This is a genomic window from Thiobacillus sp. 65-1402 (assembly GCF_001897685.1).
Lineage (GTDB): Bacteria > Pseudomonadota > Gammaproteobacteria > Burkholderiales > Thiobacillaceae > Thiobacillus.
The window spans coordinates 1-23,516 of sequence record NZ_MKUG01000120.1 but is presented as its reverse complement, the minus strand read 5'-3'; the positions used below and the strand labels follow the sequence as shown (position 1 = coordinate 23,516).

Sequence of the window (23,516 nt, the reverse complement as noted above, 5' to 3'; positions counted from 1 at the left end):
GCGCTCGCACCGGGCAGCCGCCGCCTGCACCGAAGCCGGCCGCAACCATTGCTACAACGTGCTGGAAGGCTTCGAAGGCGACCTCAACAAGGCCACCGGCCACCGCAACGAATTGAACGGCTGGAAACGGCGCGACCTGCCCTGGGCACAAACCTGATCGCCGACCTCGCGGCAGGAGGCAATACGCGCATCAACAGTTAGAATTACGGCCGCCATGACCGACCGTTACGCCGTATTCGGGCACCCGATTGCCCATTCCAAATCCCCGCTGATCCACGCCGCGTTTGCCCGTCAAACCGGGCAGGACATGACGTACGAGGCGATCCTCGCTCCGCTCGACGGCTTTGCCGACAGCGTGGCGCAGTTCATCGCGGCGGGCGGTCGCGGCGCCAACGTCACGGTGCCGTTCAAGGAACAGGCGTTTGCCCTGGCAAGCCGCCTCAGCCCGCGCGCCGAACAGGCCGGCGCGGTGAACACGCTGACGTTCGATGCCGGCGGCATCCGCGGCGACAACACCGACGGCGCCGGACTGGTGGCCGATCTCACCCGCAACCTGCATTGCGTGTCGGGCGGCAAGCGCATTCTGCTGCTCGGCGCCGGCGGCGCGGCGCGCGGCGTGATCGAACCGCTGCTCGACCTGCGGCCCGCCGAATTCGTCATCGCCAACCGCACCGTCGGCCGCGCGCAGGAACTCGCCGAACAGTTCGGCCGCGGCGTCGCCGCCTGCGGCTTCGACGCACTGCACACCCCCTTCGACCTCGTCATCAACGCCACCGCCGCCAGCCTCGCCGGCGAGCTGCCGCCGCTGTCGCCGCGCGTGTTCGCCGCGGGCGCGCTGGCCTACGACATGATGTACGGGCGCGACACCCCTTTCCTCGGCTTCGCCCGCGCGCACGGCGCAGCCACCGCCGACGGCCTCGGCATGCTGGTGGAGCAGGCGGCCGAAGCGTTTTACCTGTGGCGCGGCGTGCGGCCCGACACCGCGCCCGTCATCGCGGCGCTGCACCAAGACCGCCTGGAAGACGAGAGTCCGGCGGCGTCCCCCCCGCGGGGGCCGCGCACGTGATCCGCACCGCATTGCGCTGGCTCGGTAAGGGCATCGCCGCGGCGATCGCGCTGGTGCTGCTGTATCAGTTGTGGATCTTCGCGCACGTGCTGTGGTGGATCGATCACAACCCCACCTCCACCTCGTTCATGCAAGCCGGCCTGGCGCGCCAGCAGGACAAAAACCCCGACGCCGAACTGCGTCACAAGTGGGTGCCCTACGACCGTATCTCCATCCACCTGAAGCGCGCCATCGTCGCCGCCGAGGACGCAAAATTCATCGAGCACGAGGGCTTCGACGTCGAAGGCATCCAGAAAGCCGTCGAAAAGAACCTGAAGAAAGGCCGCCTCGTCGCCGGCGGCTCGACCATCAGCCAGCAACTCGCCAAGAACCTGTTCCTCTCCGGCGAGCGCAGCTTCATCCGCAAGGGCCAGGAAGCCGTCATCACCCTGATGATCGAATCCACCTGGAGCAAGCGCCGCATCCTCGAGGTCTACCTCAACGTCATCGAATGGGGCAACGGCATCTACGGCGCCGAAGCCGCCGCCCGCCGCTACTACAAGACCTCCGCCGCCCGCCTCAGCCGCGACCAGGCCGCCCGCATGGCCGCGATGGCGCCGAACCCGCGCTGGTACGAGAACCACCGCAGCTCGCGCGCGTATCAGCGGCGGGTCGCGGTGATCAGCCGGTATATGGGGAGTGCGCAGGTGCCGCGCTGAGGTTTCGACTCAGAGTGCTTACCGCTCCCGCAAACTCTCGCTCGTCACCTGCATCAGCGGACTCAGGAAATACTCGATCACCCGCCGCGTGCCGGTCTTGACCTCGACGGTCACCGCCATGCCCGGGGTAAGGCGCACGGTCTTGTTTTCTACCTTCAGCGAGTCCCGGGCAAGCTTCACTCGGGTCGAATAAATCAGCCCCAGCTTTTCATCCTGAATGGCATCGGACGATACCTGCATGATTTTGCCGTGAATCGTGCCGTACTTGGTGAAGGGGAAGGTCTCCACCTTCACCTCGGCATCCTGTCCGGGGTTAACAAAGCCGACATCCTTGTTGGGCAGCATGGCTTCGACTTCTAGCACATTATCTTTGGGCACGATCACCATCAGGGGCTGGGCTGGCGTGACCACTCCGCCCACCGTGCTGACGGCGAGTTGCTGCACGGTGCCGGCCACCGGGGCGGTCATGTACATCAGGCGGCCACGCTGATCGGCTTTGACCCATTCCTGTTGTAGCGACGCGGCTTTTTGTGATGCCAGATTGAGCTGATCCAGCAGCTGGCGGCGCGTCTCGGCGGCGAGCGTGGCCTGTTGCCGTTGCGCTTCCATCAGCGCGGCGCGGATTTCAGCGACCCTGGATCGGCTGGTCGCCAGATCCTGTTCCTGCTCGATGCGAGCCTGCTCGCGTTCCAGATAGCCGTGTCGGGAAATGAAGTTCTCCTTCACCAACCTCTGGTAATCCTGTGCACGCTGGCGGGCGATGGGGGCGGTCTGTTCGAGCTTGGCGACCTGATCCTGGGTGGCCTGGAGTTCCGCCCGGCGGCGGGTGATCTCGGCTTGTAATTGCAGCTGGCGGGCCTGGTATTCCTGATATTGACCGGTGGCCTGACTTTGTTCGTCTACCAGGCGGTTGGCGTCGGCATCTGCCAGGGGCTCCAGCCTGGGTGGGAGGCCATTTGCCAGGGCGGCCAGCAGGGCTTGCGCGCGCAGAGCTTCAAACCGGGCAGCCAAGGCTTCGCTGCGCAGGCGCTCACTGTCGGCCGCAGCAGTTGTGGCATCCAGCTCAATGAGCACTTGCCCTGATTGGACGTCCTCTCCGTCGCGCACATGAATCGCCTTGAGTACGGCCGTTTCCATCGGCTGGATCACCTTGGTTCGATCGTTGGGAATGATCTTGCCGACCGCCGTCGCGACCACGTCGATGCGGCCAAACACCGCCCACAGCAGCGCAATCAGCGCGAAGGCCATGATGAGCCACAGCGCGATGCGCGGCGCGGGATGAACTGGGGTATCGCGCAGGGCCAGGGCGGCGGGCAGGAACTGGGCTTCGTGGGGGTGCAGCGCAGGGGTGTCGGTTGCCTGCCGTTGTGACCAGGCGTGGCGGAAGATTTTAACGTAGCGTTTGAAGAGGCCGGCTATGGCGTGGCGTTTCATGTCTCGACCCTCAGGCATGCTGCAACCGATGCAGGCGGGAGTAATGCCCCGCCTCATGCTGCAACAGTTCGGCGTGCGTTCCCGCCTCGACGATCTGCCCGTGATCCATCACCAGGATGCGGTTGGCATGGCGCACGGCTGAAAGGCGGTGCGCAATGACGATGACCGTGCGCCCCTGGCAGATAGCCTGCATGTTGTTCTGGATGATGCGTTCGGATTCGTAATCCAGCGCGCTGGTCGCTTCATCAAAGATCAGGATGCGCGGCTGCGTCATCAGGGCACGGGCAATGGCGATGCGCTGGCGCTGGCCGCCGGACAAAGTCGAACCATGCTCGCCGACGACGGTGTCATAGGCCTCCGGCAACTCCAGGATGAATTCGTGCGCGCCGGCCAACTTGGCAGCAGCTATTACTTGCTCCAAGGGTGCACCCGGGTCCGCCAAGGCGATGTTCTCGCGCAAGGTGCGGTTGAACAGCACATTCTCTTGCAGCACCACGCCGATTTGTCGCCTGAGGCTCGACCCGTCGGCCAGCGTCAAATCCAGTCCATCAACCAATACCCTGCCGCGTTCCGGCACGTACAGGCGCTGGATCAGTTTGGTCAGCGTGCTCTTACCCGAGCCGGAACGGCCGACGATGCCGATGACTTCGCCGGGGACAATATCGAGACTGATATCTTTGAGCACCTCGGGGGTGTCGGGCCGATAGCGGAAGCGGACCTGGTTGAAGGTTATACGGCCGGCGACGGGCGGCAGACTGTTCTTCGCGCCAACCGCCTCGGCCGGCGCGTTGAGAATGTCGCCTAACCGCTGCACCGAGATGCCTGTCTGCTGGAAGTCGGTCCATAGCTGCGCCAGCCGCATGATAGGCTGCGCCACGCGCGCAGCCAGCATGTTGAACGCGATGAGTTGGCCAACGCTGAGCTGGCCCTCTATCACCAGCTTGGCCCCCATCCAGAGCGTACCCACGGTGACGAGCTTGCCGACAAGGTTGGTACTCTCGTGGGCCAGCGTGGAAATCGTGGCGGATTTGAACCCAGCCGAGACATAGCCTGCCAGTTGGGCGTCCCAGCGGCGCTGCATCTGCGGTTCTACGGCCATGCTCTTTAGGGTATCAATGCCGGCTACGGTTTCGACCAGGAAGGCCTGATTCTCCGACCCCCGATTGAATTTCTCGTGCAGCCGCGCGCGCAACAAAGGCGTAACCAGCAAAGCGATCACAAAATACAGCGGCAGCGATGCCAGTACAACTAGCGTGAGCCAGCCGCTGTAATACAGCATCACGCCGATGAATACCACCGAGAACAGTACGTCGAGCACCACCGTGATCGCGTTACCGGTGAGGAAGGCACGGATGTTCTCCAGCTCACGCACCCGGGCCACCGAATCGCCCACTCGGCGTGCCTGGAAATAACCCAGCGGCAGATGCAGCAGGTGGCGGAACAGCCGGGCGCCCAGTTCGACGTCGATGCGGCTGGTGGTGTGGGCGAAGACGTAGCTCCTGAGGCCCGACAGCGCCACTTCGAAGACTGATACCACCAAGAGGCCGACGGCGATCACGTCGAGCGTGGTCAGCCCGCGGTGCACCAGCACCTTGTCCATCACCACCTGGAAGAAGAGCGGGGTAATCAGGGCGAACAGGTTAAGCACAAACGACACCAGCAGGACCTCGCCCAGGAGCTTGCGGTACTTGACGACGGCCGGAACGAACCAGGAGAAGTCGAACTTCGCCATCTCGCCAATCATCGAGGCACGCGAAGTGAAGAGAATGAGCTCGCCCGTCCAGCGCGTCAGCAGTTCGTCGCGCGAAACGACCTGCGGCCGTTCGGCTTTGGGGTCGTGGATCAGCGCCTTGTCGGTATCGAAGCGCGCGAGGATGAAATAACCACCGTTGCTGTCCACGGCCATCGCGGGCAATGGCGTGCGGTCGAGACGGTCGAGCGTGGCCTTGACCGGTTTGGCCTGCAGGCCCAGATGTTTGGCTGCGAGCAGGATTTCATTCCCGCCGAAAGACTTCCCGGGGGCCTTGAACTGATGCGCCAATTGACCAGGATCGGTGGCGATCTGATGAAAGCGCGCGAGCATGACCAGGCAGGCGAGCCCGGAATCCACCGATGGCATGGAAGTGTTTTCTGTTTGCATATGCGATCCGCAGGCTGTCCCCCGTCGCCCCCTTCCTGGGAAGGTTGATTAACTCACTCGGTCATTGCGAGGCGCAGCCGAAGCAATCCAGAATGTCCGCGAGAACAAAAACTTCTGGGTTGCCACATCGCTTCGTTCCTCGCGATAAGCGAATCAATCAGTGTTCCCTTTGAAGGAAGAGGGCCGAGGATGAGGATGAACCACCGTTACTGCCAGTTGGCCGCGATGACGCCGGCCAAGGCATCCTGGTAGTTCTGCGGCAAGGTGGTCTGCCCGGCAGCCGGCGGCGCGAAACTTGCCATGGCGTTCACCAGATTTTGCACATTACTGTCGAGCAGGGTCTGGGCGCCGTCGGTGGTCTTGAACTGTTCGACGTGATACGCGCTGCCGAGGTACCAGTCCTTGATCACCAGCTTGTCGCCGGTACCGATGATGCTGGTTTCGAGGTTGTTGCCGACGTGCTGGAACCAGATCTGCTCGGCACTTACGCCTGCCAGGAACTGAGCGATATCGGTGTTGCCGACGTTGGCGTCGTTCTCGACCACCGTGTCGGCGGCATAGCCACGATCCAGGACGTAAGTGTCGTTGCCGGTGCCGCCGGTGAGGATGTCGGCGCCGCCAAAGCCTTCCAGCGTGTCGTTGCCGGCCAGGCCGGAGAGGCTGTTGACCGCGCTGTTGCCCTTGAGCACGTTGTCGAGTGTGTTGCCGGTGCCGTTGATTGCGCTGGTGCCGGTGAGGGTAAGGTTCTCGACGTTGTTGGCGAGCGTCAGGGTAGCGCTGGATTCGACAGTATCAGTGCCTTCGTTGGCATTCTCGGTAACGATATCGGTGGACACGTTGACGACGTAGGTGTCGTTGCCGGTACCGCCCACCATGGTGTCGTTGCCGGCACCACCATCGAGCCTGTCGTTGCCTGCGCCACCGGTCAGCGTATTTGCCGCGCCATTACCAATCAGCACATTGTCCAGCGTATTGCCGGTTCCGTTGATTGCACTGTTACCAGTGAGCGTGAGATTTTCGACGTTGGCCGTCAGCGTATAGGTGACGCCGGACCGAACCAGGTCGATTCCTTCGTTGGCACTCTCGGCAACGACATCCAGCGTGTTGTCGACCACATAGGTATCGTCGCCCATTCCCCCGCTCATCGTGTCGGCACCCGTGCCGCCGGACAGTATGTTGGCGGCGCTGTTGCCGATGATCACATTGTTGAGTGCGTTTCCGGTGCCGTTGATCGCTGCGGTACCGGTCAGTGTGAGGTTCTCGACGTTGTTGGCAAGTGCATAGCTTGCACTGGACAGCACCAGATCCGTGCCTTCGCCGGAACGCTCGGTGACGGTTTCTCCGGAAGCATCCACCACATAGGTATCGTCACCCGTGCCGCCGATCAGCTTGTCGGTGCCACCCATGCCGTCAAGCCAGTCATTACCGGCGCCGCCGGTCAGCGTGTTGGCCACGCCGTTGCCGGTGATCGTGTTGTTGAGTGCGTTGCCAGTTCCGTTGATGCCTGATGCACCAGTCAGAATCAGATTCTCAATATTCGAGCCAAGGGTGTAGGCAATACTCGCTTCCACCGTGTCGATACCTTCGTTGGCATTTTCAGTCACTACATCCTTGGTTGAGTCGACGTAATAAATGTCATCGCCTGCCCCACCCAGCATCGTGTCATTGCCAATACTCCCATCAAGGCTATCGTTGCCGGCGCCTCCAACCAGCTTGTTATTGGCAATATTGCCTTGGAGCCGGTTATTCAACTCGTTGCCTGTGCCATCGATGGCCGCGCTGCCTGTCAGGGTAAGGTTCTCAAGATTTGTACCCAAGTTATAGGTGAGGCTACTCTCAATTCCATCGATCCCGTCATTGAGATTCTCGACAATGATGTCGCCGGCAACATCCACGACGTAAGTATCGTTGCCTGCGCCGCCCTGCATGGTATCCATGCCCGCACCGCCGTCCAGACGGTCGTCGCCCGCACCGCCAGTCAATACGTTATTGCCGCTGTTGCCATAGAGATAGTTGTTCTGATCACTGCCCGTGCCATTAATATTGGCGCTACCGAGCAAGTAGAGATTCTCGATGTTGGCCCCCAGGGTATAGGAGACGGTCGAATACACACTGTCCGTTCCGGAAGATGCGTTCTCGATCACTTGATCAAGCTCGCTGCCCACATAGTACGAATCCCCGCCGTTTCCCCCATACATCACATCGTCACCGGCTCCGCCATTCAGCACGTTACCGCCATCGGATGAGTAAATGATGTCGTTACCCGCTCCGCCATAGATATCCACATTGGCCAAGTAGTACCAGATTACGTTTCCGCTCTGCGAATCGAAAACCTTAGTTCCACGTGCATCGATTATGTTATCGAGCGCATTACCATAGAGTGTCGCGTGCGTCACATAGCCGGTCATTCTGAGACTTTCAATATTGTCAGCCATCGTGAACGAACCTACATAACTGGTATTCCCTTTCTGCTCGCTAACCTGCGTAATCAGTATGCGGTCATAACCTTCGCCATTTCCCTCCACCAGGATGTCGTCATAACCATCCAGATAGTAGGCATCGTCGCCGCTTCCTCCTACCAGAGTGTCGGCGCCTAGGCGACCGGTCAAACTATCGTTGCCAGCTCCACCCACCAGCACGTTGGCCGCATCGTTACCTGTCAATGAATTGTTCAACCCGTTGCCGGTGCCATTGATGGCGGTGTTGCCAGTGAGGGTCAGGCTTTCCACCTGTTCGGTCAGCGTATAAGTGATGCTGGAAATCACTTGATCGTAGTCGCCTTCATTGACCCGTTCGATCACCAGATCGCCCGGATTGTCGACGTAATATGTGTCGCTACCCAAGCCGCCCTCCAGGATGTCGGCTCCGGCTCCGCCATCCAGGATATTGCCCTGGCCATTGCCAACGATCCGGTTATTCGCCGCATTGCCAGTCGCCTGATAGCCTGCCGATTCGGCGAGCACCAGATTTTCCAATTCGTTTTGCAGAACCGCCGCCGCGCTGCCAGTCCAGACCAGGGTATCGCCCCCTTCGCCGGCCAATTCGACGATGGTGTCGCTGCCATCGGCAATATAAACGTCATCCCCCACACCGCCCTGCAGGCTATCCGCACCCGATCCACCATCCAGCAGGTCGTTGCCCGTGCCGCCCTGTAAGGTATCCGTGCCTGTTCCGCCATACAGCAGATCGTCGCCAGCACTGCCGACCACGGTGCCGCTGCCTACGATGCTATTGAAAGACGCAGTTATATTGGACGCGCTCCACTCGGAGCCATCGGCGAAGACGAAACGCTCGATGCTGTTGCGCGGCTGCCTGAACCATTCCAGCAGGGTGACGCTGTCGTCCCGACCGGTGAAACCGATGCGCAGATCGGCATCGACCCGGGTAAGGACAAGCTGCCCGGCGAGAATATCGCTTGCAAAGTACAGTCTATCCAGACCGGCGCTATCGAGGACGCGATCCTGGCCCGAACCGATATCCAGGTAGTAGCTGTCATCGCCCGCACCGCCAGCCAGCCAGTCATTGCCGGCGCCACCATTCAGATCGTCGTTTCCGTTTTCTCCGTATAGCTGATCGTTCCCCTGATCGCCCAGCAACAGGTCGTTACCATAATCACCGCGCAGCGTGTCGTCTCCTGCCATACCCATAAGTGTGTCATCCAGCCCGGTACCCGTCAGGGTATCGTTGTCTACCGTACCCGCCTGGGTCAGCAAAGGCTGGTTGATCTCGCTCGCCGTGAGCACCGTACCGTCAGCGAATTCGAAACGCTCGATCACATAGTTGTAGTCATAGAACCATGACCCGATATCGATCTGACCGCCATCGGCCAAGCTGGCACGTAAACTGGACCCTTGTCTTTCGAACTGCACATCCTCGACCCGAATCCCCGCGCCGAAGCGCAGCGTATCGTTGCCGCTATTCTCGCCAACATAAACGCTGCCATAACCAGCGTTGTACAGGTACAGATCGTCGCCCGCTCCACCATAGGCATTGCCGCTATCCAGCCCCACATCCAGCGTGTCGTTGCCGCCGTTTCCATAGAGGACATCGAAGCCGCTTCCGCCAAACAGCAGGTCGCTGGCGCTGTTGCCATTCAGATAGTCGTTGCCCGCGAAGCCATACATGGCGGTGGCCTGGCCGGACAAGGCGTACAGGCTGTCGTTACCGGCCGTGCCATTAAGTACGCTATTCGATGCCATCACCGCGATATCGAAAACGTCAAACGTGCTCAGGTTGCCTGTATCTTTTGCCGTCACCCGAACCTTGAGCGTGCCAGGTGCCGTAGGTATGCCGCTGAAAGTCTGCGTCGCCGGATCGAAACTCAACCATGACGGCAAGGCGCTGCCGTCGTCGAGCGCCGCGCTGAAACTGAGCGTATCGCCCACATCGGGATCGACAAATGTCGACGGCGCGAGCGTGAAGCTAAACGCACTGCCCTGAATGGCAACCTGATCGGGCGACGGCGAGGCCAGAACAGGCGCCTGGTCGAGCGCGACTACCAGGGTGACATATTGCCCCACCCCCATCCCGTAATTGTCGAAGCCCCACAATACAAACTGGAGATTACCGACATTACCCGCGCCCGGCGTCCCCGAGAGCATGCCGCTGGCCGTGTCGAATGTCAGCCATGACGGCACTTCCGAACCATCGGGCATCTTCACGCTGTATGTGACCGAATCCCACGCATCGGGATCGGTGATGGTGCCGGCGGGCACGGTGTAAGTGAACGGGCTGTCGGCCCGCGCCTGCAGCACGGGCAAGGCCGTATTCGCAACCGGCGCATGGTTGTTCGCGGCACGATCCACCACTGTCTGGATCATCGCCTGATCCCACACCACACCGTTGGCAAACTCCACGCGGTCGATCTTGTGGTCCGAAACCGCGCTGCCGTTAACCGTATCCGCACCGTAATAATTGCTGAAAGCGATCTGGTCGGTCGAGCCCTTCAGTTTGAGCAGCATCGTCGTGCCAGATTTCCATCCCAGCACGTCGGTATCGGCAATGTCCGTCCCAAAGCGCAGGGTATCGGTAGCACCCAACAGGTCAGTGTTGTCGACCGTATCCTGCCCATCACCCCGGTTGAAGACGTAAACATCGTCGCCCGCTCCGCCGACCAGGTAGTCTTTCCCCGCGCCGCCCGTGAGTGTGTTATTTCCAAGATTGCCAAACAGTGCGTTGTCGAGCGTATTGCCGGTGCCATCGAGATTGGCCGCACCGTCCAGCGCCAGACGCTCCAGGCTTGCCGCAAGCGTGTAGCTCACCGTGCTGCGCACGAAATCGTCGCCCTCGCCAACGGCCTCGATCAGCGTGTCGCCCGCGTCGTCAATCACGTAAACATCGTCACCCGTGCCCCCGATCAAGGTGTCGGCCCCTGCGCCGCCGATGAGTTGGTCGTTGCCCGCGCCACCCTCCAACCGGTTCGCACCTGCGTTCCCGGTGAGGTAATTGGCGTCGGCATTGCCGGTGGCGTCAATGTCTCCCATGCCTGTCAGATTCAGCCATTCGACGTTGTCCGGCAGGATGATGCTGGCCGAGCTGTTGATCACGTCGTTGCCTTCGCCCGCGGCTTCGATCACGATGTCATTCACATCGTCGACGATGTAGGTATCGTCGCCCGCGCCACCCGCTAGAATGTCGGCGCCGGTGCCGCCATCCAGATAGTCGTTGCCCTGACCACCGTCGAGGAGGTCATCGCCTCCATTGCCATAAAGCGTGTCGTTGTCGGCGCCGCCGTAAAGACTGTCGTTGCCGCCGCCACCGGCTAGTTGATCGTCGCCCGCATCTCCATACAGGATGTCGTCGCCCTCGTATTGGGCCACCAGGCTGGTGTCGGGACGCGCATCGCCAAACAGCAAATCAACGCCTTCGCCGCCGACCAAAATGTCAGCGCCACCCCCACCGACCAGTTGGTCGTTGCCGTCGCCACCGTCCAGATAGTCGTTGCCATGGTATTGGCCGGACAATTCGGTTTCGCTGTCCGTATCGCCCCACAGCTTGTCGGCACCCGCACCACCGATCAGATAATCGTCACGGCCGCCGCCGATGAGCTGGTCTTCACCGTCGCCTCCATCGAGGTAGTCACTGCCGTGGTACTGCCCACCCAGGGCAGTTTCATTGTGACTGTCTCCCCACAGTTGGTCGTTGCCAATCCCGCCAAACAGCCCATCGTCTTTACCGCCGCCAATCAGCTGGTCGTTTCCCGCGCCGCCATCAAGCACGTCGTTGCCATTCAGTGACGCAGCCAAGGTACTGTAATAGCCTGACAAAATGGTGCCGTCGCCTGTAATACTGTCGTCGCCGTCGCCACCATCAATGACGTCATTGCCGCCATGCCCCCACAGGATGTCGTTACCGATTCCGCCATCGATATAGTCGTCGCCCAGTCCACCCACCACCTGATCATCGCCGTCGCCCGCAAAAACGATGTCGGGAGCATCGTCCGCGCTCAAGGAACCGCCGCCGTCGACAACATACACAGGGCCGTTGGCGTCGACACTTTTATACACACCCCAGGTCCGGCCTTGTGACCACACGGCGCCAGCACCGGCAGGCGGCGCCCAGTCTTCGGGAACGCCGTCGTGGTTGGCGTCGCGCGGGGGGGCGTTGAGTCCGGTGGCACTGAGAATCATGTCCTTGCCCGAGCCACCGTAGATGAGGTCGCTGCCGCTGTTGCCGCCGATGAGGTCGTCGCCCGTGCTGCCTTCGATGAGGTCGTCGCCTGCGCTGCCATCCAGGGCGTCGTTGCCGGACAAGCCTTGCATCCAGTCGGCGTCGCCGCTGCCGGTGAGGCTGTCGCTGTAGTCGTCCTGGCCGACGATGGAGGCCAGAGCGGGAGGGGCGATGGCGCCTGCCATGGTCAGGCCAAGTTGGCCGGTCTGCCAGCCTTGGATGCGAAGGCCGTCGCTGCTGCCATCTTTGCCGATAATGAGTACCTGGCTCGTACCGCTGCCTTTGAGGGTGTAGGTGATGCCCTGGTCTTTGTTCTTCCAGACGTTGCTGGTGCCGGCGACGAGGGCGCCGCCGGTAAGGGTCTGGCCGTTGAGGATGATGGTGCCTGTGCCGTCGCTGTCGAGGACGGTGTCGAAACCATCGCCCGCATTGACGATGTAGGTGTCGTTGCCCTGCCCGCCTTCGAGGTAGTCGTTGCCCTGGTTGCCGGTGAGCGTGTCGGCGCCAGCGCCGCCATAGAGGTGGTCGATTAAGCTATCGCCGGCAAGGATGTCGGCATTGCTGGAGCCGAAGACGATCTGGTGGTTGGTGGTAGTGGTGAGGTCTACACCATCGATCACGAGCTTGATGCCAGTGGCTTTGTCGATGAAGTCCCAGTCGCCGCTGATGCTCCAGCTATCCCATTCTTCGCTGTAGGGCTTGTCGGCGCGTGGGGTGAGCGGATCGTCGCTGTCAGCGGCGCCCATGTCGAATTTCATCTTCCACGACAGCATGGCGGCGCGGTCTTGAAGGTAAAGATCGCTGAGGGTGCCGGTTCCGGTGGTAGGGTCATAACGGTTGAGTTCGCCAGCCGTATTGTGGCTGGCATAGAGGCTGGCATCGCCGGTGACGGCGAAGGGGTTGAGGGTGGCGATGGCATAACGGTAGGCCAGGCCGTCGGGAGTATCAGCCTGGGCTTTGGCAGCGATGGCGGTGCCACCGTAGGATGTGAGGGCGTCGAGCTTAAGCGCCGGAGCAGTGTTTGAGAGCGCATTCAACCAGTCGGTGAGTTGTTTGAGGTTCGTGTAATAGCCTTCGCGGTCTTCTGGCACGGTGCCGGGCGTGGTCGCGCCAAAGATAAGTTCGCGTACATTGTCCAGCGCGGTTTCGAGGGTGTTGACGTTGAGGTTGCTGCTGGCCTTGATGATGTTGGTGATGGTCGCCACGCTGGCCGTGGGATCAAGCTGGGCGCAGGCGGCGTAGAGGGCGAGGGAGTCGGTCAGTACGCGCTGGCTGTGGTTGTAGGAGCCGGGTGGATTGCTTACGTCAGAGAGGAACTGGTTTTCGATGGCGATGGAGATGATGGGCGCTACCTGGGCACCCAATTCAGCGACGGGAGAAATACCGGCATCAGCCTTGAGGTTGAAGGTTTTGGAAGAATCGACCGGAGCGGTAATGCCAAAGGCTTCAAGAATTGCGGCAGTCACGCTGCCCAGCACACCGTTGAGGCCGGGTGTGTTATAGAGATACGTTTGAGTGATGTTTGCGGCAAAATCGGCAGTGAGCGCAGTCGCCAGAAAGCCGCCCAGGCTGTGCCCCGTTACGGTAAACGTGCTGCCTAGGGTTCCGTTTCCCAGCCATTCCTGCACTTTGGTCTTGAGACTGGCGTATTGCGTTTGAATCGCTGAAGTTCCAAGCAGGGCGATATCCACTACGTCGGTAATCAGATCATTCCCGTCCTCTGTGCCACGGATGGCAAGGTAACGTTTGCCAGTGGAGATTTCCTGGAACACGGTGGCGGATAGGCCGGTTAGGGGATCGGTATATTGATCAACCACGCTCCATTTGGTGACAAAAGCGGTGGCTTGGGAAGTGGACATGCCTACTGTGTCATTCGTAAGATCGGCGATTCTGGGTGTACCAATCATCAAGTCGCCGTAAGCAGCTAAAGCCAACTCAGCTTGCTTGTAATAATCTTGAATGATGCTCATTTCTGTACTCCTTGGTTAGAAATAAAAATGCTGTCAATCACGGTCTCGCCGTGGTGTTTTGGACAAGAAAATGACGATGGCTGCCAAGGACCAGGAAGGTCTCCGCCTCCTCTGTCATACCCAACCGACTCACCTAGCAAAAGCCCATCTCGGTGTCGAATAACTTGAACGTGGTAGCGGCGCAATGAGATATTTCCGCGACGAAAGTACTGGACATCGGTTCTCAACACATACTCCGACCCCAGCGCATTCTCCCCTTGGTCAGGTCGATAAAAATTGACCTGCCCCCACTGATTGAATTTCTCCGTTGGCAGCCTCACCGTCTCATACACCCTCACCCCGCCGTCCTTTGCGCACAGCTCCCGCACCTGCTGGTCGTAATGTGACTTGATGCCGTTCGCGATCAGCGCCGGCACTGACAGGATGGCTACCCCGGCAACAAGCGCCAATCCTTTGCCCGGAACAGTGTGTGAATACCGCCATAGCAACGCGGTTATGAACAAGGCCAGCAGCGGCACGACGATCCAGGAAACAATCCCAACCCACGCCAGGTAATTGAGGCCAAGCATTTACGCTGCTTCCTTCCACACCCAGCCATCGGACACGTTGCTGTTCTGGTTGCTGCTGGCTGTGATGACATTGGCGATGAACGCCACGCTGGCCGTGGGATCGACCTGGGTATAGGTGGCGTAGAGGGCAATGGCGTCGATCACGCGCCGGGACAAAATAGCGTTAGTACCGGCCCCCCGTCGCGATGAATTTCGCTGCATCTGCACGCGCGGACCGCACGCGACAATGGCATGGTTTGCCATGGCTTGAACCTCCCCCTGTTGTATATTTTTAAGCACACCTGACATTGCGTCGGCGGCGTTTTCTGCACTGTGTCCTACCGGCTTGCTGCGGTCTATACAACTTTAGTTGTAGACACGCGTAAGATTTTGATTTTCTGATTGATTTAGGGCGTGTCATCACACCTAGTTGAACCACTGCTGCATGAAGTGAGTGCGCAGCATGGTCGACAGTTCGTAGGGGCGACGGCCGTTGCCGGGCTTGGGGTAGATGGGTTCGATGACTGCCTGCAGCCTCGACCAGGGCACGACGGCGTCCATTTCCAGCAGAAATTTCTAGCGCCGGCTCTGCTTGGCTTCTTCACAAAGTCGGTGGCACGCGCAAATGCTGAAATCAGAATGCTCAAATGTGGGGGACTTGTTCAGGGATTCCCTAATCCAAACGTTGAACGGCGCTTTGACTGCTTAGGGCCGAGTAGCTGGCTTATGTGACGATCTGCCTGACGGGCCGTTCAGGCCGAGAATCAAACATCTGGTTCACCACCCCACCCCCTTGAGGCTGCTTGCGTCCGTGCCGCTCTGAGCCGGCCGCCTGGCGCCGTATGACCGGGGCCAGCCAAATGAACAGCGTGCCGCCCGTCCGCAACCCATAGCGCGTTACAATCGCGGGGCTTTTCCCCGACCGCTCTCCATGACCGACGCCCTCGAAAACCAGTCGCAGGACAACCTCGAAGCCAGCCTGGCGCAGGTGCAGACCCTGCTCGCCAAGATGCGGCTGGTGGAGGAGCTCGTCCATAAGCAGGGCGGGCCGCGCCAGGATCTGGTCGAGAACCTGGTGCACAAGCAGAACCTGACCGAATTGCAACGGCACATGGAAACGCTGCATCCGGCTGACGTGGCCTACATTCTGGAAGCGCTGCCGCTGGACGAGCGCCGGCTGGTGTGGGATCTGGTCAAGGCGGAACACGACGGCGAGATTCTGCTGGAGGTCTCCGATTCGGTGCGCGAATCGCTGATCCAGACCATGGACAAGGCGGAGCTTTTGGCCGCCGCCGAATCGCTCGACACCGACGAGATCGCCGACATCGCGGCCGACCTGCCGTACGACGTGATCCAGGAACTGCTCACCAGTCTGGACGCGCAGAAGCGCGCGCACCTGCAGTCGGCGCTGGCCTATCCGGAGGACACTGTGGGCGCGCTGATGGACTTCGAGATGGTGACGATCCGCGCCGACGTCACGCTGGAAGTCGCGCTGCGCTACCTGCGCCGTCTCGGCGAGCTGCCCGACCAGCTGGACAAGCTGTTCGTGGTGGACCGCGACGACGCGATCATCGGCGTGCTGCCGCTGAAAAGACTGCTGACCACCGACCCCGAGGCCTCGGTGGCGGCGGTGATGGTCGAGGATTTCGTCAAGTTCCACCCCGAGGACGAGGCGCACGAGGCAGCGCAGGCGTTCGAGCGCTACGACCTGGTGATGGCGCCGGTGGTGGACATGCAGGGACGGCTGATCGGACGTCTCACGGTCGACGCGGTGGTCGACTACATCCGCGAATCGGCGGATGCCGACATGCTGTCGATGGCCGGCCTGAAGGAAGAGGAAGATCTGTTCTCCACCGTGTGGCGTTCGGCGAAGAACCGCTGGATGTGGCTGTCGATCAACCTCGCCACCGCCTTCCTCGCCTCGCGCGTGATCGGCGCATTCGAAGGCTCGATCGAGAAGCTCGCCGCGCTGGCGGCATTGATGCCGATCATCGCCGGCATTGGCGGCAACTCCGGCAATCAGACCATCGCCCTGATCGTCCGCGGTCTGGCGCTGGGCCAGATCACCCCGGCCAACGCCCGCCGCCTGATCGTGAAGGAGCTCGGCGTCGCCCTGTTCAATGGCCTGGTGTGGGGCTCGGTGGTCGGCGTCTTCGCCTGGCTGCTGTACGACAGCCCGGCGCTGGGCGGGGTGATGGCGCTGGCGATGCTGCTGAATCTGCTGGTCGCGGCGCTGGCCGGCATCTTCATTCCGATGACACTGGAACGCCTGAAGCGCGACCCGGCGGTCGGCTCGTCGGTGCTGCTCACCTTCACCACCGACAGCATGGGCTTCTTCATCTTCCTCGGGCTCGCCACCCTGCTGCTGCTGTGAAGCCGGCCCCGGACAGCCGCGCCCTGTACCTGCGCCTTCTGGGCTATGTGAAGCCCTACTGGCGCATGTTCGCGCTGTCGCTCGTCGCGCTGATCCTCACCGCCGCCACCGAGCCGATGCTGCCGGCGCTGTTCAAGCCGCTGCTGGACGAGGGCTTCGTCGCCAAGGACCGGGACTTCATCCGCTGGGTACCGCTGCTGCTGCTGGCGCTGTTCATCGTGCGCGGCATCACCAGCTTCGTCAGCACCTACTGCATGGCGTGGGTGGGCAGCCGTCTGGTGATGGATTTGCGCGCCGCCATGTTCGACAAGCTGATGACGCTGCCGACGCGCTATTTCGATCAGCACCCGAGCGGCCAGCTGATCGCGCAACTGGCGTTCAACGTCACCCAGGTCACGCAGTCGGCCACCAGTTCGCTCACCACGCTGGTGCGCGACACGGTGACGGTGCTGGGACTGCTCGGCTACCTGCTGTGGCTCAACTGGCAGTTGACGCTCATCGTGTTCGCGCTGGTACCGCTCACGCTGGGGGTGGTGCGCATCGCCAGCCGGCGATTGCGCGGCCTGTCGCGCAAGGCGCAGCAGAACATCGGCGACCTCACCCAGGTGGTCGACGAGGCGGTGGGCGGGCACCGCGTGGTCAAGCTGTACGGCGGCGAGGAGTACGAACAGGGGCGCTTCCGTCAGGCTGCCAATCTGGCGCGCCTGTTCGAGATGAAGCGCGTCGCCGCCAACGCGGTGTACGAGCCGGTGATCCAGTTCATCGCCGCGGTCGCGCTGGCGATCATCGTCTACATCGCGGCCGGGCAGGCGAGTGAAAACACCACCACGGTCGGCGGCTTCGTCGCCTTCTTCATGGCCATGCTGCTGCTGTTCGCACCGCTGAAACGGCTGACCGCAGTCAACGACCAGTTGCAGCGCGGGCTGGCGGCGGCCGAGACGATTTTTTCCATGCTCGACCAGGACGCCGAGCGCGACAGCGGCAGCCGCATCCTCAGCCGCACCGAAGGCCGGCTCGCGCTTCGCGACGTGACGCTGAGCTATCCCGGCAAGACCGTTCCGGCGCTGGACGGCATCACCCTCGACATCGCCCCCGGCGAAACCGTGGCGCTGGTCGGTGCCTCGGGGTCGGGCAAGACCACGCTGGCCAATCTGGTGCCGCGTTTCTACGATCCCGATTGCGGAACCATCCAGCTCGACGGCATCGACGTCCGCGACATCCGGCTGCAGAACCTGCGCAGCCACATCGCGCTGGTATCGCAGGACGTGGTGCTGTTCAACGACACCCTGGGACACAACATCGCCTATGGCAACAAGCGCGATGCCACCCTCGATGAGATCCGCAGCGCCTGCGTCGCCGCCCACGCCTGGGACTTCATCCAGGCGCTGCCCGACGGCCTCGAGACGCTGATCGGCGAAAACGGCATGCGGCTCTCCGGCGGCCAGCGCCAGCGCATCGCCATCGCCCGCGCGATCCTGAAGAACGCGCCGCTGCTGATTCTGGACGAAGCGACCTCGGCGCTCGACAACGAATCCGAACGCCACGTGCAGGCCGCGCTCGAAGCCCTGATGAAAAACCGCACCACGCTGGTCATCGCCCACCGCCTGTCGACCATCGAGCGCGCCGACCGCATCGTGGTGCTGGAAGGCGGCCGCATCGTCGAAATCGGCAGCCACGTCGACCTGATCGCCAAACGTGGCCGCTACGCCCAGCTGCACGCGTTGCAGTTCTCCGCATGAATCAAGACATTCCCAACGGCTGGATCAAGCCTTCCCGCTCGCTCGTCACCGCCGCCGGGCGCGCCATCGGCGACTACCGCATGATCCGCGACGGCGACCGCATCCTGCTCGGGCTGTCGGGCGGCAAGGATTCGCTGTCGCTGCTGCACACGCTGCACCACCTGCAGCAGAAGGCCCCGGTGAAGTTCGAACTGCTGGCCTGCACGGTCGATCCGCAATCCGACCAGTTCGACCCCGCGCCCCTCAAGCCTTATCTGGCCGGACTCGGCGTGCCCTACTTCCTGGAGTCGCAGCCGATCCTGGCCGAAGCGCAAAAGACGCTGACGAAAGACAGCGACTCCTATTGCGCATACTGTTCCAGGATGCGCCGCGGGATTCTCTACCGCGTCGCCCGCGAACAGGGCTGCAACGTCGTCGCGCTGGCGCAGCACCTCGACGACCTCGCCGAAACGCTGATGATGTCGATGCTGTTCGGCGGCAAGCTCAGGACCATGTCGCCGCATTATCTGAACGACGCCGGCGATTTGCGCATCATCCGCCCCTTCGCCTACGCGCGCGAACGCCAGACCCGCGCCTTCGCCGCCGACGCCGGCCTGCCGGTGATCTTCGAGAACTGCCCGGCATGCTTCGCCAAGCCGCAGCAGCGCTATGCGATGAAGCAGATGCTCGCCGAGCAGGAAAAGCAGCACCCGCGTATCTTCAACAGCCTGCTCACGGCGATGAAGCCGCTGATGGGCGAACCGCCCGCCTGATTCTCCGCATCGCCGTTTCCCCGTAGAATCAAACCTTTGTTTTAGTTGATGTTTTCCACACAGAGACCAAGGTTATGACGGCTTCCTTTATCCCCCCCAAACGCATTCTCATGGGCCCCGGCCCCTCCGACGTGCCGCAGCGCATCCTCGACGCGATGGCGCGCCCGACCATCGGCCACCTCGACCCCGCCTTCGTCGACCTGATGGAGCAGATCAAGTCCATGCTGCGCATGGCGTTCCAGACCGAAAACGCGCTGACCTTCCCGGTCTCGGCGCCCGGCTCGGCGGGAATGGAAATGTGCTTCGTCAACCTGGTGGAACCGGGCGACAAGGTGATCGTGTGCAGGAACGGCGTGTTCGGCGGCCGCATGCTGGAAAACGTCAAGCGCACCGGCGGCGTGCCGGTGATCGTCGACGACGCCTGGGGTGCGCCGGTCGATCCGCAGAAGGTGCGCGACGCCTTCAAGGCGAACCCTGATGCGAAGGTGCTGGCGTTCGTCCATGCCGAGACCTCGACCGGCGCGCAGAGCGACGCCGCGACGCTGGCGAAGATCGCGCAGGAGCACGGCGCGCTGACCATCATGGACTGCGTCACCAGCCTCGGCGGCACCCCGGTCCTGCTCGATGCGTGGGGCATCGACGCGGCGTATTCCGGCAGCCAGAAGTGTCTGTCGTGCACCCCGGGCCTGTCGCCGGTGTCGTTCTCCGAGCGCGCCATCGAAAAGATCAAGTCGCGCAAGACGCCGGTGCAGAGCTGGTTCCTCGACCTCAACCTGGTGCTCGGCTACTGGCAGTCCGCCGGCAAGCGCACCTACCACCACACCGCGCCGATCAACCCGATGTACGGCCTGCACGAAGCGCTGGTGATGCTGGAGGAAGAAGGCCTGGAAAACGCCTGGGCGCGCCACCGTGCCATGCACGACAAGCTCAAGGCCGGGCTCGAAGGCATGGGCCTGCGCTACGTGGTCGAGGCGTCCGCGCGCCTGCCGCAGCTCAACTCGATCTACGTGCCGGAAGGCGTCGACGAGGCCGCGGTGCGCACTCGCCTGCTGAATGAGTTCAACCTGGAAATCGGCGCCGGCCTCGGCGACATGGCCGGCAAGATCTGGCGCATCGGCCTGATGGGCTATTCTGCCAAGCAGGCGAACGTCGACTACTGCCTGAAGGCACTCAAGGCCTGTTTGCCCTGACCCCCAACAACCGGAAAGGCGCGCCATGAAAGCCTATTTGATCGATGCCAACCGGAAAACCGTCAGTCCGGTCGAACTGGCTGACGGACTGGCCGGGATTCGCCGGCTGATCGGCTACGATTCGGTCGACTCCGAAGAAATCGACGCCAGCGGCGACCGCCTGTTCTTCGACGAGGGCTGCTTTCTGCGCGACCAGACCGGCAAGGGCCGCTTCAAGCTCGACAGCCTGGTGCCGGTCGCCGACAAGGCCGTGGTTGCGGGGTCCGGCGACGACGGCGCCACGCTCAAGGATGTGGCGGCCGATCTGGCCGCCTTGCAGCAGCGCATCGCCTGGCTGTAGGCTTTTCGGGCATTGCTGGCCGCATCCGGACGATGCGGCGAGTCTCATATTTCGATTTGCGTGCCCAGTTCGATCACCCGGTTGGCCGGGATGCGGAAAAAGGTCATCGGGCTGGCAGCGTTGCGCGCCATGGTGACAAAAAGATGCTCGCGCCAGGGCGACATGCCGGCGCCGCGGGTGGGGATCAGGTTTTCCCGGCTGAAGAAGAAGGTGGTGTCCATCAGCTCGAACTGCATGCCGCAAGCGCATTCCGACAAGGCCAGGGGAATGTCGATGTCGTCCATGAAGCCGTAGCGGACGACGACGTGATAAAAGCCTTCGGCCAGTTTCGTCATCTCCAGCCGCCTGTCGGCGGCGACATACGGGACTTCGGCATAGCGCACATTCAGGATCACCACCCGTTCGTGCAGCACCTTGTTGTGCTTGAGGTTGTGCAGCAGGGCCGATGGCGCGCCATGCGCGTCGGCGGTCATGAATACGGCGGTCCCCGGCACGCGGATCGGCGGATGCGCCAGCAGCACGTCCACGAAAGGCGCGAGCGGCTGCGCAGTCTCCTGCAGGCGCTGCTGCACGATCTCGCGGCCGCGCTTCCAGGTCACCAGCAGGGTGAAAACCAGCATGGCCACGACCAGCGGGAACCAGCCGCCGTCCGGTATCTTGACCGCATTGGCGCTGAAAAAGGCGAGATCGATGGCGAGGAAGGTCAGCATGCCGGCCAGCGTCGCGCCGAGGCCTAGCCCCCAGCGCACGCGCATGACCATGCACACCAGAACGGTATCGATGGCAAAGGTGCCGGTAACGGCGATGCCGTAGGCGCCGGCCAGGTTGCTCGAGCTCTGGAAGCCCAATACCAGCAGGGCGACGCCGACCATCAGGGTCCAGTTGACGAAGGGGATATAGATCTGGCCGGCCTCGGCGGCGGAGGTATGGCGAATGATCAGGCGCGGCGCATAGCCCATCTGGATGACCTGGCGGGTCACCGAGAAGGCGCCCGAGATGACGGCCTGGGAGGCGATCACGGTCGCCACGGTGGCCAGACCGACCATGGGGTAGAGAGCCCATTCCGGCGCGAGCATGTAAAACGGATTGCGCACCGCCTCCGGGCTGGCGAGCAGCAGCGCGCCCTGCCCGAAATAGTTGAGGACCAGGGCCGGCAGGACGCAGGCGAACCAGACCATCTGGATGGGCCGGCGGCCAAAGTGCCCCATATCGGCATACAGGGCCTCGGCCCCGGTGATCGCCAGCACCACCGCGCCGAGGATGAGGAAGCCGGCGACGCCGTGCGCGGCGAAGAAATGCAGGGCGTACGTCGGCGACAGGGCGGCGAGCACCTGCGGATTGCGCAGGATGCCCAGCACCCCGAGCAGGCCCAGCACCGCGAACCAGAGCAGCATGACCGGGCCGAACAGCTTGCCGATGGCGGCCGTACCGTGGCGCTGGATGACGAACAGCCCGACCAGAATCCCCAGCGCCAGCGGCACGATGAAGGGATGCAGCGCCGGCGCGCCCATTTCCAGTCCCTCGACGGCGGACAGCACGGAAATGGCCGGGGTGATCAGGCTGTCGCCGAAAAACAGCGAGGCCCCGAGGAAACCCAGCGACATCAGCACCCAGCGGATGCGCGAGCCCAGCGGGGCCTGCCCTTGGGCGAGCGTAAGCAGGGCCAGAATGCCTCCCTCTCCCTTGTTGTCGGCCCGCATCATGACGCTGACGTATTTCAGCGAAACCACCAGCATCAGCGACCAGAACACCAGCGAGAGGATGCCCAGGACGTTGTCCTGGGTGAGCGCCAGGTGATGCCCGCCAAAGACCTCCTTCATGGTGTAAAGAGGGCTGGTGCCGATATCGCCAAAGACGACGCCGAGCGCGCCGAGCGCGAGGGCGCTGGATTTGCTGTGTGCCGGTTGGGGCGGGTTCATTGTTTTCCCGGCGGCAACGCCTCAGTCACGCGCCGCAGCCCGGCAGCGCGCGTCTTGCGGAACGAGGCTGGCGCAAGGCGTCACAGCCCCAGCCGCTGCCAGATGACGGTGCTCGGCCCCGCCTGGTTCATGGTGTAGAAGTGCAGGCCCGGCGCGCCGCCGGCGAGCAGGCGGTCGCACAGGTCGGTCACCACGTCGAGGCCGAAGGCGCGGATCGACGCCAGGTCGTCGCCATAGCTTTCCAGCTTCTTCCTCAGCCAGCGCGGAATCTCGGCGCCGCAGGCGTCCGAAAAACGCGCCAGCTGCACATAGTTGCCGATCGGCATGATGCCGGGAACGATGGGGATGCTGACGCCGTGGGCGCGCGCGTCCTCGACGAAGCCGAAGTAGGCGTCGGCGTTGAAGAAATACTGCGTGATCGCGGCATTCGCGCCGGCGTCGACCTTGCGCTTGAAGTTGATCATGTCCTCGGCATAGGAACGCGCCTGCGGATGGACTTCGGGGTAGGCGGCGACTTCGATCTCGAACCAGTCGCCGGTTTCCTTGCGGATGAATTCCACCAGCTCGTTGGCGTACTGGAACTCGCCGACGTCCATCGACCCCGACGGCAGGTCGCCGCGCAGCGCGACCAGATGGCGGATGCCCTGGCTTTTGTATTCGTTGAGGATGTCGCGGAT

At 62.3% G+C, this 23,516-nt stretch carries 14 protein-coding genes and 1 pseudogene; 7 read left to right on the top strand and 8 right to left on the bottom strand.

Annotation, left to right across the window (positions count from 1 at the left end; genetic code table 11):
• Positions 1 to 214: 214 nt before the first annotated feature.
• Together aroE and mtgA are read left to right on the top strand one after the other, a co-directional pair.
• Positions 215 to 1,066, top strand: coding sequence for a shikimate dehydrogenase (gene aroE / locus BGO62_RS09855; RefSeq protein WP_296641851.1), 852 nt, complete (start codon positions 215 to 217; stop codon positions 1,064 to 1,066).
• Positions 1,066 to 1,764 (top strand): monofunctional biosynthetic peptidoglycan transglycosylase, encoded by a 699-nt coding sequence (gene mtgA / locus BGO62_RS09850; RefSeq protein WP_296641854.1) that lies wholly within the window; start codon positions 1,066 to 1,068, stop codon positions 1,762 to 1,764. Before aroE ends, mtgA begins: the two co-directional genes overlap by 1 nt.
• A gap of 18 nt (positions 1,765 to 1,782) precedes the next feature.
• Here the strand turns inward: mtgA and BGO62_RS09845 are convergent, their stop codons facing one another.
• The 6 genes and pseudogenes from BGO62_RS09845 to BGO62_RS09820 form a co-directional block, all read right to left on the bottom strand.
• Entirely contained in the window at positions 1,783 to 3,198 is a 1,416-nt protein-coding gene (locus tag BGO62_RS09845; RefSeq protein WP_296641849.1) for an HlyD family type I secretion periplasmic adaptor subunit, read from the bottom strand.
• A gap of 10 nt (positions 3,199 to 3,208) precedes the next feature.
• The gene (locus tag BGO62_RS09840) at positions 3,209 to 5,317 is read right to left on the bottom strand and encodes a type I secretion system permease/ATPase (protein WP_296641852.1); all 2,109 of its coding nucleotides are present in this window, start codon (positions 5,315 to 5,317) and stop codon (positions 3,209 to 3,211) included.
• 227 nt (positions 5,318 to 5,544) lie between these two features.
• Entirely contained in the window at positions 5,545 to 13,977 is an 8,433-nt protein-coding gene (locus tag BGO62_RS09835; protein ID WP_296641847.1) for a calcium-binding protein, read from the bottom strand.
• Positions 13,974 to 14,546, bottom strand: a complete 573-nt coding sequence (locus BGO62_RS09830) for a hypothetical protein (protein ID WP_296641844.1) — start codon at positions 14,544 to 14,546, stop codon at positions 13,974 to 13,976. The genes BGO62_RS09835 and BGO62_RS09830 overlap by 4 nt, the downstream gene beginning before the upstream one ends.
• Positions 14,547 to 14,690: a hypothetical protein gene (locus BGO62_RS09825; RefSeq protein ID WP_296641841.1), complete on the bottom strand. Its 144-nt coding sequence runs from the start codon at positions 14,688 to 14,690 to the stop codon at positions 14,547 to 14,549.
• Between the two features lie 267 nt (positions 14,691 to 14,957).
• Positions 14,958 to 15,152 (bottom strand): annotated as a pseudogene (locus BGO62_RS09820) (hypothetical protein); the annotation flags it as partial.
• 304 nt (positions 15,153 to 15,456) lie between these two features.
• Here BGO62_RS09820 and mgtE point away from each other — a divergent pair.
• From mgtE to BGO62_RS09795, 5 genes are all read left to right on the top strand, one after another.
• Complete coding sequence (mgtE, locus tag BGO62_RS09815; protein WP_296641840.1) at positions 15,457 to 16,899, top strand: magnesium transporter; 1,443 nt, start codon at positions 15,457 to 15,459, stop codon at positions 16,897 to 16,899.
• Positions 16,896 to 18,638 carry a lipid A export permease/ATP-binding protein MsbA gene (msbA, locus tag BGO62_RS09810; RefSeq protein WP_296641838.1) on the top strand — a complete coding sequence of 581 codons (1,743 nt, stop codon included), beginning with the start codon at positions 16,896 to 16,898 and terminating at the stop codon, positions 18,636 to 18,638. Before mgtE ends, msbA begins: the two co-directional genes overlap by 4 nt.
• On the top strand, positions 18,635 to 19,390 hold the full coding sequence (locus tag BGO62_RS09805; RefSeq protein WP_296641837.1) for an ATP-binding protein: 756 nt from the start codon (positions 18,635 to 18,637) through the stop codon (positions 19,388 to 19,390). Before msbA ends, BGO62_RS09805 begins: the two co-directional genes overlap by 4 nt.
• A 74-nt stretch (positions 19,391 to 19,464) precedes the next feature.
• Complete coding sequence (locus BGO62_RS09800; protein WP_296641834.1) at positions 19,465 to 20,580, top strand: alanine--glyoxylate aminotransferase family protein; 1,116 nt, start codon at positions 19,465 to 19,467, stop codon at positions 20,578 to 20,580.
• Between the two features lie 25 nt (positions 20,581 to 20,605).
• Positions 20,606 to 20,920, top strand: a complete 315-nt coding sequence (locus BGO62_RS09795) for a hypothetical protein (protein WP_296641833.1) — start codon at positions 20,606 to 20,608, stop codon at positions 20,918 to 20,920.
• 44 nt (positions 20,921 to 20,964) lie between these two features.
• Here BGO62_RS09795 and BGO62_RS09790 read toward each other — a convergent pair whose 3' ends face one another.
• Positions 20,965 to 22,839 (bottom strand): potassium transporter Kup, encoded by a 1,875-nt coding sequence (locus tag BGO62_RS09790; protein WP_296641831.1) that lies wholly within the window; start codon positions 22,837 to 22,839, stop codon positions 20,965 to 20,967.
• Between the two features lie 80 nt (positions 22,840 to 22,919).
• Positions 22,920 to 23,516 (bottom strand): methylenetetrahydrofolate reductase (locus BGO62_RS09785; RefSeq protein WP_296641830.1); only part of this gene is annotated, 597 nt, incomplete at its 5' end.